The sequence below is a fragment of the Pseudomonas rhodesiae genome, from assembly GCF_013285305.1.
Taxonomy (GTDB): domain Bacteria; phylum Pseudomonadota; class Gammaproteobacteria; order Pseudomonadales; family Pseudomonadaceae; genus Aquipseudomonas; species Aquipseudomonas rhodesiae.
Genome location: NZ_CP054205.1, coordinates 978,893 through 991,502, shown reverse-complemented (window position 1 = coordinate 991,502; position 12,610 = coordinate 978,893). Strand labels below are relative to the sequence as shown.

The 12,610-nt window shown below is 54.8% G+C and carries 5 protein-coding genes, 2 tRNA genes and 3 rRNA genes; all 10 read right to left on the bottom strand.

From position 1 onward, the window contains the following. Positions 1-40: 40 nt before the first annotated feature. Positions 41-2,344 (bottom strand): PqiB family protein, encoded by a 2,304-nt coding sequence (locus HRH33_RS04275; protein WP_167417803.1) that lies wholly within the window; start codon positions 2,342-2,344, stop codon positions 41-43. Continuing rightward, positions 2,337-2,960, bottom strand: coding sequence for a paraquat-inducible protein A (locus tag HRH33_RS04270; protein ID WP_034095740.1), 624 nt, complete (start codon positions 2,958-2,960; stop codon positions 2,337-2,339). Before HRH33_RS04270 ends, HRH33_RS04275 begins: the two co-directional genes overlap by 8 nt. Further along, positions 2,947-3,606: a paraquat-inducible protein A gene (locus tag HRH33_RS04265; protein WP_167417804.1), complete on the bottom strand. Its 660-nt coding sequence runs from the start codon at positions 3,604-3,606 to the stop codon at positions 2,947-2,949. Before HRH33_RS04265 ends, HRH33_RS04270 begins: the two co-directional genes overlap by 14 nt. Positions 3,607-3,830: 224 nt before the next feature. After that, positions 3,831-3,946: ribosomal RNA gene (gene rrf, locus HRH33_RS04260) — 5S ribosomal RNA — on the bottom strand. Positions 3,947-4,097: 151 nt separating this feature from the next. Then, a 23S ribosomal RNA gene (locus tag HRH33_RS04255) occupies positions 4,098-6,989 on the bottom strand. Positions 6,990-7,236: 247 nt separating this feature from the next. Beyond that, a tRNA-Ala gene (locus tag HRH33_RS04250) sits at positions 7,237-7,312 on the bottom strand. A 30-nt stretch (positions 7,313-7,342) separates the two neighbouring features. Next, a tRNA-Ile gene (locus HRH33_RS04245) sits at positions 7,343-7,419 on the bottom strand. An 81-nt stretch (positions 7,420-7,500) separates the two neighbouring features. Next, positions 7,501-9,037: ribosomal RNA gene (locus HRH33_RS04240) — 16S ribosomal RNA — on the bottom strand. The 16S, 23S and 5S rRNA genes sit together here with 2 tRNA genes alongside, the layout of an rRNA operon. Positions 9,038-9,670: 633 nt before the next feature. Next, positions 9,671-11,164, bottom strand: coding sequence for a CoA-acylating methylmalonate-semialdehyde dehydrogenase (locus HRH33_RS04235; protein WP_167418505.1), 1,494 nt, complete (start codon positions 11,162-11,164; stop codon positions 9,671-9,673). Positions 11,165-11,203: 39 nt separating this feature from the next. Beyond that, positions 11,204-12,553, bottom strand: coding sequence for an omega-aminotransferase AptA (aptA, locus tag HRH33_RS04230; RefSeq protein WP_034136749.1), 1,350 nt, complete (start codon positions 12,551-12,553; stop codon positions 11,204-11,206). Positions 12,554-12,610: the final 57 nt, after the last annotated feature.

Here is a 12,610-nt window from a genome sequence, read left to right as displayed (position 1 = left end):
TATGTGGGAGGGGGCTTGCCCCCGATTGCCGCGCCTCGGTTTATTTGCCCAGTGGAATTTTGGGCGCCCAGGTCAGCCATTCATCTTCGAACTTGTCGAACAGCGGAAAGGTTTGTTGGGCACGCGCGGCGTTACCCATGCGCTCACCCTCCGGCGTGGCGAATGCAATACCACCCGCCACTAGAGTCTCCAGGGACTCGGTGCGTACCGTTGCGCCTTTGAACAGGCCGAAGTCGAGCCCGAACCCACTGGTGTTCCAGAAACGGCTGCCACTGCGCACCAACGGCGCGTACTTGGGTTCAATCAGGATATGGATCAACACACGGTCGGCGGTCTGGCCCAGCTCGTAACCGGTGACTTTACCCACGGTGACTTCACGGTAGGTAACCGGCACGCCTTCCTTAAGCGAACCGCGACGCGCTGCGCTCAGGACCAGTCTCAAACCAGCTTCTTGGTTCACGACTTCCGGCGGTTGATTCAGCGCGACGAAATTTTTCTGCGGGCCGGCATTTTTCGCCGCCGGTTGCACCTCGATGTACTGACCGGTGACCAGGGTGTCGAGGTTGGACGTTTTCATCAGGCCCAACTCAGGCTTGACCACCCAGAACTGACTGCCGACGCGCGCGACGCGATCGGCCACTTGGGTGATACGCGCACTGAGCATGACCGACTGCATATCGGCACTCAGTTCGACACTCTCGATCTTGCCCACATCCAAGCCCTTGAAACGCACCGGGGTTCCTGGGCGCAGGCCATCGGCGCGGTCGACCTTGATGGTGACGAGGGTCCCATGTTGATTGGCGGCCTCACGGTCAGCAAACAGACGGAAGCGAGGGATACGTTTTTTCAGCGGAACGTTTGCTTGCGGGGTTTCGAAAGCGATACCGCCGGCCATCAGGCTCGCCAGGGACTCACTTTTTACTTGGATACCGCCGGTCAGGCCGCCGGTCAGGGTCACGCCGCTGGCATTCCAGAACCGCGTCGAACCGTTGACGAGGTTCTCGTATTCCTTCTCGATGTGAACGCCAATCACCAGTTGCTTGCTCTTGCGCGAGAATTGATAGCTCTGCACCGAACCGACTTTGACCTGCTTGTAGAGTATCGGGCTGCCGACATCCAGGGAGCCCAGGTTGTCGGTGAACAACACCATATGCAGGCCCGGAGAACGCAGGTCCAACGGCGGCGCTTTGGCCCGCGCGACAAACTCACGTTGCGGGGCACTGCCTTTGTCACCAGGGCGGATGGCAATGTAGTTACCTTTGACCAAGGCTTCCAGACCAGTGATGCCGGCAAGGGAGATGGAAGGTTTCACGACCCAGAACTGCGTGTCCTGCACCAGGTAATCTTCAGCCAAGGGGTCGAGGGTCAATTCCGCATTGGCGCTGGACAGATCCGGATCGATCTTCAGAGTTTTCAGGCTACCGACCTGGATGCCCTTGTACATGACCGGCGTGCGCCCCGCTTGCAGGCCTTCGAAGTCAGCCAGCTTGACCTTCACACGAATACCGGCGGCGGCCGCGTCGAAATCTTCGTACAAGCGGAACGGCAGGCTTGGATCGGTGGGTGGACTGTCTTTGCGATTTTCTGGCGTGGCGAAGGCGATACCACCGGCCACGATGCTGGAAAGCGACTCGCTGCGCACTTTGACGCCGGAGAGGTTAGCGTCGATGCTGATACCGCTGGCATTCCAAAAACGCGTGTGTTTGCGCACCAGGTGCGCGTAAGTCGGCTCGATGTAGAGTTTGATCTCAACGGTGCTTTGGTCTTCGGACAGCAGATAGCTTTTGACCTGACCCACCTGGATCTGCTTGTAGAACACCGGGCTGCCCCGGTTGAGTGAGCCGAGGCGGTCGGCTTTGACGGTCAGGTGCAGGCCGGGCTTGGCGTCGGACAGAGGCGGTTCTTCGGAGAGCGCCTTGAATTTGCGAGTGGGTTCGCCATCACCAGGGCTGGCAGCGATGTAGTTGCCTGATACCAGGGTTTCCAGACCGGTGATGCCCGCGAGGCTGACGCTGGGCTTGACCAGCCAGAAGCGCGTGTTGGTTTTGAGGTATTGCTCGACGTCCTTACCCATCTCGATGGTGGCGATCACACCGCGATTGTTGCCTTCGTCATCAAGTGCCAAGGCTTTGACCTTGCCCACGGGCATGCCTTTATAAACCACTTCGGTTTTGTTGACCTGGATGCCCTCGCCGCTTTCAAAGCGCACCTGGATTTCGATGCCCTGCTGGGAGTAAGCACGCCACCCCAGCCATCCGCCGATAATCAGGGCAATCAGAGGCAACACCCATATGGCTGACCAGTTGGAAGCAGGGCGGGTTTTAGCTTTAGGCAAGTCACTCATGGTCGTCGTCCGACTCCGTGTTATCCCAAATCAGTCGGGGATCGAAAGTTACAGCGGCAAGCATCGTCAAGATCACCACACTGGCGAACGCCGCAGCGCCGAGGTTGGCCTCGACGCTGGCAAGTCGTCCAAAGTTTACGACCGCCACGAGGATGGCGATCACGAAGATATCCAACATGGACCAGCGGCCAATGAATTCAATAAAACGGTACATCACGATACGTTGTTGCGCCGAGAGTGGTTGATGGCGCTGCACCGAGAACAGTAGCAGACCGATACCCACCAGCTTGAATGTCGGCACAAGAATACTGGCAATGAATACCACTGCCGCAATCGGGTACATACCGTGCTGCACCAGCTGGATAACACCGGCCATGATGGTACTGGGATCGCCTTGCCCCAAGGAGTTGACCGTCATGATGGGCAGCATATTGGCAGGGATGTAGAGCAAAGCGGCGGTGATCAACAACGCCCAAGTACGAGTAAGGCTATCAGGGCGGCGAGCATGAACCAGCGCGCCACAGCGGCTGCACACTTGCTCATCGACATCTGGCTCTTGCTTATTCAACTCATGGCATTCGGTGCAAATCAGAATGCCCGCATCAATCGCCCGCATGATCATCCTCCCCTGACAGCGCTTGCCAGATCTGGTGGGGCGACATCACCACCTCAAGAAGGACCTGAACCATCAACAAACTGACAAAACAGCCAAGGCCCAGGCCAATCGTGATGGACGCCATGTCAGCGAGCTTGACGATCGCCACCAGTACGCCCATCAAGTAGACCTCCAGCATCCCCCAATCTCTCAAGTGGTGGTAAATACGATAGAGCAGCAGGCCATAGCTGCGGCCGATGTTCCACCGTATGCTCAGCAGCACGGCTAACTGACACAGCAACTTGAGCAAGGGAATGCCCATGCTGCACAGGAACACCACGATGGCTACACCCTGCATGCCCGTGTCGAAGAGACCGACAACGCCGCTCCACACGGTGTCCTCTGAAGACTGACCCAGTAGATTGAGCTGCATGATCGGCAGAAAGTTCGCGGGGATGTACAACAACAGTGCAGCAAGTACCAAGGCAAGGCTTCGCTCAACCACGTTATGTCGGTGAGCGTACAGCTCGTAACCGCAACGTGGGCACTGGGCTTTTTCGCCAAGAGCGAGCACGGGTTTGCGCATCAGCAGGTCGCACTCATGGCAGGCCACCAGGTCGTCCAGCGGTAAATCCGACACCTCTGTGGCATCAACCGGATCAGGCATAGTAGGGCTCTGACTCTAAAAATGGTTAGGTGCCTATTCTAGTGGTCTGGTTCAGAAATAACTGTGCAAATTTGTCGGGCGATTTGGCGGTGCTCTTGGGCTGATTAAAAGATATGTCTAATAGAGCTTCCTAGCACCGAAGTCGGCGCTGATGATGCCCACGGCTTTTCGAGCGCGCAAAACAAAACCCCAACTGCTTTCGCAATTGGGGTTTCGGAATTTAATCTTGACGATGACCTACTCTCACATGGGGAAACCCCACACTACCATCGGCGATGCATCGTTTCACTTCTGAGTTCGGGATGGGATCAGGTGGTTCCAATGCTCTATGGTCGTCAAGAAATTCGGGTACTGACTCGTGACCTTTTGGCCTCGCTTCAGCAAATTGGGTATGTGACAGCTGTCGGTGTTTTGTGAGCATCGAACTTTCGGTTCATTGCGTCTTCACACACCGCAATCTGGCCTTTCGACTCAAATTGCTTGGGTGTTATATGGTCAAGCCTCACGGGCAATTAGTATTGGTTAGCTCAACGCCTCACAGCGCTTACACACCCAACCTATCAACGTCGTAGTCTTCGACGGCCCTTCAGGGAACTCAAGGTTCCAGTGAGATCTCATCTTGAGGCTAGTTTCCCGCTTAGATGCTTTCAGCGGTTATCTATTCCGAACATAGCTACCCGGCAATGCCACTGGCGTGACAACCGGAACACCAGAGGTTCGTCCACTCCGGTCCTCTCGTACTAGGAGCAGCCCCTCTCAAATCTCAAACGTCCACGGCAGATAGGGACCGAACTGTCTCACGACGTTCTAAACCCAGCTCGCGTACCACTTTAAATGGCGAACAGCCATACCCTTGGGACCGGCTTCAGCCCCAGGATGTGATGAGCCGACATCGAGGTGCCAAACACCGCCGTCGATATGAACTCTTGGGCGGTATCAGCCTGTTATCCCCGGAGTACCTTTTATCCGTTGAGCGATGGCCCTTCCATACAGAACCACCGGATCACTAAGACCTACTTTCGTACCTGCTCGACGTGTCTGTCTCGCAGTCAAGCGCGCTTTTGCCTTTATACTCTACGACCGATTTCCGACCGGTCTGAGCGCACCTTCGTACTCCTCCGTTACTCTTTAGGAGGAGACCGCCCCAGTCAAACTACCCACCATACACTGTCCTCGATCCGGATAACGGACCTGAGTTAGAACCTCAAAGTTGCCAGGGTGGTATTTCAAGGATGGCTCCACGCAGACTGGCGTCCACGCTTCAAAGCCTCCCACCTATCCTACACAAGCAAATTCAAAGTCCAGTGCAAAGCTATAGTAAAGGTTCACGGGGTCTTTCCGTCTAGCCGCGGATACACTGCATCTTCACAGCGATTTCAATTTCACTGAGTCTCGGGTGGAGACAGCGCCGCCATCGTTACGCCATTCGTGCAGGTCGGAACTTACCCGACAAGGAATTTCGCTACCTTAGGACCGTTATAGTTACGGCCGCCGTTTACCGGGGCTTCGATCAAGAGCTTCGCGTTAGCTAACCCCATCAATTAACCTTCCGGCACCGGGCAGGCGTCACACCCTATACGTCCACTTTCGTGTTTGCAGAGTGCTGTGTTTTTAATAAACAGTCGCAGCGGCCTGGTATCTTCGACCGGCATGGGCTTACGGAGCAAGTCCTTCACCCTCACCGGCGCACCTTCTCCCGAAGTTACGGTGCCATTTTGCCTAGTTCCTTCACCCGAGTTCTCTCAAGCGCCTTGGTATTCTCTACCCAACCACCTGTGTCGGTTTGGGGTACGGTTCCTGGTTACCTGAAGCTTAGAAGCTTTTCTTGGAAGCATGGCATCAACCACTTCGTGTTCTAAAAGAACACTCGTCATCAGCTCTCGGCCTTAAGATCCCGGATTTACCTAAGATCTCAGCCTACCACCTTAAACTTGGACAACCAACGCCAAGCTGGCCTAGCCTTCTCCGTCCCTCCATCGCAATAACCAGAAGTACAGGAATATTAACCTGTTTTCCATCGACTACGCTTTTCAGCCTCGCCTTAGGGACCGACTAACCCTGCGTCGATTAACGTTGCGCAGGAAACCTTGGTCTTTCGGCGTGGGTGTTTTTCACACCCATTGTCGTTACTCATGTCAGCATTCGCACTTCTGATACCTCCAGCAAGCTTCTCAACTCACCTTCACAGGCTTACAGAACGCTCCTCTACCGCATCACTTACGTGATACCCGTAGCTTCGGTGTATGGTTTGAGCCCCGTTACATCTTCCGCGCAGGCCGACTCGACTAGTGAGCTATTACGCTTTCTTTAAAGGGTGGCTGCTTCTAAGCCAACCTCCTAGCTGTCTAAGCCTTCCCACATCGTTTCCCACTTAACCATAACTTTGGGACCTTAGCTGACGGTCTGGGTTGTTTCCCTTTTCACGACGGACGTTAGCACCCGCCGTGTGTCTCCCATGCTCGGCACTTGTAGGTATTCGGAGTTTGCATCGGTTTGGTAAGTCGGGATGACCCCCTAGCCGAAACAGTGCTCTACCCCCTACAGTGATACATGAGGCGCTACCTAAATAGCTTTCGAGGAGAACCAGCTATCTCCGAGCTTGATTAGCCTTTCACTCCGATCCACAGGTCATCCGCTAACTTTTCAACGGTAGTCGGTTCGGTCCTCCAGTTAGTGTTACCCAACCTTCAACCTGCCCATGGATAGATCGCCCGGTTTCGGGTCTATTCCCAGCGACTAGACGCCCTATTAAGACTCGCTTTCGCTACGCCTCCCCTATTCGGTTAAGCTCGCCACTGAAAATAAGTCGCTGACCCATTATACAAAAGGTACGCAGTCACAGAACAAAGTCTGCTCCCACTGCTTGTACGCATACGGTTTCAGGATCTATTTCACTCCCCTCTCCGGGGTTCTTTTCGCCTTTCCCTCACGGTACTAGTTCACTATCGGTCAGTCAGTAGTATTTAGCCTTGGAGGATGGTCCCCCCATATTCAGACAAAGTTTCTCGTGCTCCGTCCTACTCGATTTCATGACTAAGAGATTTTCGCGTACAGGGCTATCACCCACTATGGCCGCACTTTCCAGAGCGTTCCGCTAATCTCAAAGCCACTTAAGGGCTAGTCCCCGTTCGCTCGCCACTACTAAGGGAATCTCGGTTGATTTCTTTTCCTCAGGGTACTTAGATGTTTCAGTTCCCCTGGTTCGCTTCTTGCACCTATGTATTCAGTACAAGATAACCATCTTATGATGGCTGGGTTCCCCCATTCAGACATCTCCGGATCAAAGTCTGTTTGCCGACTCCCCGAAGCTTTTCGCAGGCTACCACGTCTTTCATCGCCTCTGACTGCCAAGGCATCCACCGTATGCGCTTCTTCACTTGACCATATAACCCCAAGCAATCTGGTTATACTGTGAAGACGACATTCGCCGAAAATTCGAATTTCTCAACTAAGAGAACTCACAAATTTTACCTTAGCCTGATCCGTTACCAGTGAAAGTAACGTTCAGTCTATCTTTCTATCACATACCCAAATTTTTAAAGAACGAACTAGTCAAAGACTAGAAATCAACATTCACCATCCACACGATGGAATGCTCATTTCTAAGCTTTATACAAACAGAAGCAGTAGTGGTGGAGCCAAGCGGGATCGAACCGCTGACCTCCTGCGTGCAAGGCAGGCGCTCTCCCAGCTGAGCTATGGCCCCGTATTTCTACAGGCGTTTCCCACACAAAATTGGTGGGTCTGGGCAGATTCGAACTGCCGACCTCACCCTTATCAGGGGTGCGCTCTAACCAACTGAGCTACAGACCCAATTTCGGGCTGCTTCTTTCGTCTTCTTCAATGAATCAAGCAATTCGTGTGGGAACTTATGGAGCAGCTGATGTCGTCGATTAAGGAGGTGATCCAGCCGCAGGTTCCCCTACGGCTACCTTGTTACGACTTCACCCCAGTCATGAATCACACCGTGGTAACCGTCCCCCCGAAGGTTAGACTAGCTACTTCTGGTGCAACCCACTCCCATGGTGTGACGGGCGGTGTGTACAAGGCCCGGGAACGTATTCACCGCGACATTCTGATTCGCGATTACTAGCGATTCCGACTTCACGCAGTCGAGTTGCAGACTGCGATCCGGACTACGATCGGTTTTATGGGATTAGCTCCACCTCGCGGCTTGGCAACCCTCTGTACCGACCATTGTAGCACGTGTGTAGCCCAGGCCGTAAGGGCCATGATGACTTGACGTCATCCCCACCTTCCTCCGGTTTGTCACCGGCAGTCTCCTTAGAGTGCCCACCATTACGTGCTGGTAACTAAGGACAAGGGTTGCGCTCGTTACGGGACTTAACCCAACATCTCACGACACGAGCTGACGACAGCCATGCAGCACCTGTCTCAATGTTCCCGAAGGCACCAATCTATCTCTAGAAAGTTCATTGGATGTCAAGGCCTGGTAAGGTTCTTCGCGTTGCTTCGAATTAAACCACATGCTCCACCGCTTGTGCGGGCCCCCGTCAATTCATTTGAGTTTTAACCTTGCGGCCGTACTCCCCAGGCGGTCAACTTAATGCGTTAGCTGCGCCACTAAGAGCTCAAGGCTCCCAACGGCTAGTTGACATCGTTTACGGCGTGGACTACCAGGGTATCTAATCCTGTTTGCTCCCCACGCTTTCGCACCTCAGTGTCAGTATCAGTCCAGGTGGTCGCCTTCGCCACTGGTGTTCCTTCCTATATCTACGCATTTCACCGCTACACAGGAAATTCCACCACCCTCTACCATACTCTAGTCAGTCAGTTTTGAATGCAGTTCCCAGGTTGAGCCCGGGGATTTCACATCCAACTTAACAAACCACCTACGCGCGCTTTACGCCCAGTAATTCCGATTAACGCTTGCACCCTCTGTATTACCGCGGCTGCTGGCACAGAGTTAGCCGGTGCTTATTCTGTCGGTAACGTCAAAACCATCACGTATTAGGTAATGGCCCTTCCTCCCAACTTAAAGTGCTTTACAATCCGAAGACCTTCTTCACACACGCGGCATGGCTGGATCAGGCTTTCGCCCATTGTCCAATATTCCCCACTGCTGCCTCCCGTAGGAGTCTGGACCGTGTCTCAGTTCCAGTGTGACTGATCATCCTCTCAGACCAGTTACGGATCGTCGCCTTGGTGAGCCATTACCCCACCAACTAGCTAATCCGACCTAGGCTCATCTGATAGCGCAAGGCCCGAAGGTCCCCTGCTTTCTCCCGTAGGACGTATGCGGTATTAGCGTTCGTTTCCGAACGTTATCCCCCACTACCAGGCAGATTCCTAGGCATTACTCACCCGTCCGCCGCTCTCAAGAGAAGCAAGCTTCTCTCTACCGCTCGACTTGCATGTGTTAGGCCTGCCGCCAGCGTTCAATCTGAGCCATGATCAAACTCTTCAGTTCAAACATCTTTGGGTTTTTAAGAAACCCTAAACTTGGCTCAGCAATCGTTGGTTACATCTTTGATTTCTCGCGGAGTAACTTGTGATGCTGATAATCTTGTTGACTATCAGTCTGACTCCACAAGCACCCACACGAATTGCTTGATTCAGTTGTTAAAGAGCGGTTGGTTAAGATCTTTCGTCTCAACCGAGGCGCGCATTCTACAGCAGCCTCATTTGCTGTCAAGTGATTATTTTCAGAAGTTTTCGAAGATTTCTTCAACAACTTCAACCACTTGCGCTTCCGATCTCTCGTTAGCGGGAGGCGAATTCTACAGCGTTACACGCTGCTGTCAACACCTCTTTTTCTCCGCTTTCGACCGAGAAGATCGAAACGTTAATAGAGCCAAACAACACTGCTCTACCAACTCCTTCTGGGCTTCGATGAACTGAAGCGATCCGCTGTCGAATCTTGCGTAACCCTTTGTTTACCAAGGAGTTTTCCGTTTCGACTGCGCCGGAAGTGGGGCGAATTATAGACTTCTGGAATCTGCCGTCAACCACTATTTTCATATTTCTGTCGCACTGGTCAAAAAACGCCCAAAAACACGAAAGCCGGCCCTAAAGGGCCGGCTTTCCGCCTAGCTAACGAGGGCTAAAGGCTGGGAAAAGCAAACTGTGACGCTTCATGACTGGCCCGCTGCGGCCAACGCTGGGTAATCGCCTTGCGCCGAGTGTAAAAGCGCACACCATCCGGCCCATACGCATGCAAATCGCCAAACAGCGAACGCTTCCAACCACCGAAGCTGTGATAGGCCACCGGCACCGGCAATGGAACGTTCACACCCACCATGCCCACTTCGATTTCGTCACAGAACAGACGTGCCGCCTCACCATCGCGGGTGAAGATACAAGTGCCGTTGCCATACTCGTGATCATTGATCAATTGCATCGCAGCTTCCAGGCTGTCCACTCGGACCACGCACAACACCGGCCCAAAGATCTCTTCTTTATAGATACGCATCTCAGGGGTTACGCGATCAAACAGGCTACCGCCCAGGAAGAAGCCCTGCTCATGACCGGCAACACTCAACCCGCGACCATCGACCACCAGCTCAGCGCCGGCAGCCACGCCGTCTTCTATATAGCCGCTGACCTTGTCCCGGGCCTGCCCAGTGACCAACGGCCCCATATCCAGGCCGCAAGACGTGCCTGCGCCAATCTTCAATGCCTTGACCTGCGGCACCAACTTGGCAATCAAAGCATCGGCGACCTGGCCGCCCACGCACACAGCCACCGAGATCGCCATGCAACGCTCGCCGCATGATCCGTAGGCAGCCCCCATCAAGGCACTGACCGCGTTATCCAGATCGGCGTCCGGCATCAATACCGCGTGGTTCTTCGCTCCACCCAGCGCCTGTACGCGCTTGCCGCGTTTGGTCGCTTCGGAATAGATGTACTCAGCAATCGGCGTCGATCCTACAAAGCTCAATGCTTTTACTTCAGGCGCTTCGATCAACGCATCCACCGCCCCTTTGTCTCCGTGCACCACATTGAGGACGCCTTTGGGCAGACCGGCTTCTTGCAACAGTTGTGCGATCAGCAGCGTCGAACTTGGATCGCGCTCCGAAGGTTTGAGAATGAAGCAATTGCCGCAGACGATCGCCAACGGGTACATCCACAAAGGCACCATCGCCGGGAAATTGAACGGCGTAATACCGGCCACTACACCCAGGGGCTGGAAGTCCGACCACGCATCGATGTTCGGCCCAACGTTACGGCTGTATTCGCCCTTGAGAATCTCCGGCGCCGAGCACGCATACTCGACGTTTTCGATCCCGCGCTTGAGCTCGCCGGCGGCGTCTTCCAACGTTTTGCCATGCTCCTCGCTGATCAACTGCGAGATGCGGGCTTCGTTCTGCTCCAGCAATTGCTTGAAACGAAACATCACCTGAGCGCGCTTAGCCGCCGGCGTATTGCGCCAGGCCGGAAAGGCCGCCTTCGCTGAGTCGATTGCACGCTGGATAGTTTCACGGCTGGCCAACGGCACTTGGTGAATCACCTGGCCGGTGGACGGGTTATACACATCAGCGCTGCGACCGCTGTCGTTGACCAACTCGCCATTGATCAAATGCTGGATAAGGCTCATGCAGGGCTCCTGAAAAGTTGTTCTATATAGAAGGAGAAATCAGTCGATCTTGTTCAGCACGTCGCCGACCGCGTCGAACAAGCGATCCAGGTCCTGCGGCTTGCTGTTGAAGGTTGGCCCGAACTGCAGCGTGTCGCCACCAAAGCGCACGTAGAACCCCGCCTTCCACAAAGCCATGCCGGCCTCGAATGGACGCACAATGGCGTCTCCGTCACGCGGGGCGATCTGGATCGCGCCGGCCAGGCCATAGTTGCGAATGTCGATTACGTTCTTGCTGCCCTTCAAACCGTGCAGCGCATTCTCAAAGTGCGGAGCGACTTCAGCTACGCTCTGCACCAGGTTTTCCTTCTGCAACAGGTCCAACGCCGCCAGGCCGGCCGCGCAAGCGACCGGGTGCGCCGAGTAGGTGTAGCCGTGGGGGAATTCCACTGCGTACTCCGGCGTCGCCTGGTTCATGAAGGTTTGATAGATCTCGCTGCTGGCAATCACTGCGCCCATGGGGATCGCGCCGTTGGTGACTTGTTTGGCGATGCACATCAAGTCCGGGGTCACACCAAAGCTGTCCGCACCGAACATCGAGCCGGTGCGGCCGAAACCGGTGATCACTTCATCGAATACCAGCAGGATATTGTGCTGATCGCAGATCTCCCGCAGACGCTTGAGGTAACCCTGTGGCGGCACCAGCACGCCCGCCGAACCGGCCATCGGCTCGACGAACACCGCGGCGATATTCGACGCGTCATGCAGCTCGATCAACTTGAGCAACTCATCCGCCAAGGCGATGCCGCCCTGTTCAGGCATGCCGCGGGAAAACGCATTGCTTGCCAGCAAGGTGTGCGGGAGATGGTCAACATCCATCAGCGCCTGGCCAAACATCTTACGGTTACCGTTCACACCGCCAAGGCTGGTGCCGGCGATGTTCACCCCGTGATAACCCCGTGCCCGGCCTATCATCTTGGTCTTGGTGGCCTGGCCTTTTAAGCGCCAGTAAGCCCGCACCATCTTCACCGCGGTGTCAGCGCACTCGGAGCCAGAATCGGTGAAAAACACATGATTGAGGTTTCCGGGGGTCAGATCGGTAATCTTTTCCGCTAGTTGAAAGGACAGCGGATGACCGTATTGGAAACCCGGCGAGTAGTCCAAAGTGCCCAATTGCTTGGCCACCGCGTCCTGAATTTCTTTGCGGGTGTGCCCGGCGCCGCAGGTCCACAGACCTGATAACGAATCGTAGACCTTGCGCCCCTTGTCATCCGTCAGCCAGCTACCCTCTGCGGCCACGATCAGGCGTGGATCGCGCTGGAAATTACGGTTAGCGGTATACGGCATCCAATGCGCATCCAACTTGAGTTGGCTGGCCAGGGACGAAGGGGCGTTTTCGGGCATGTTCATCAGCAAAACCTCGCAGGGCAAAAGGCAGCGTCGGGATTGAAAGCGTTCTTGCAGCTA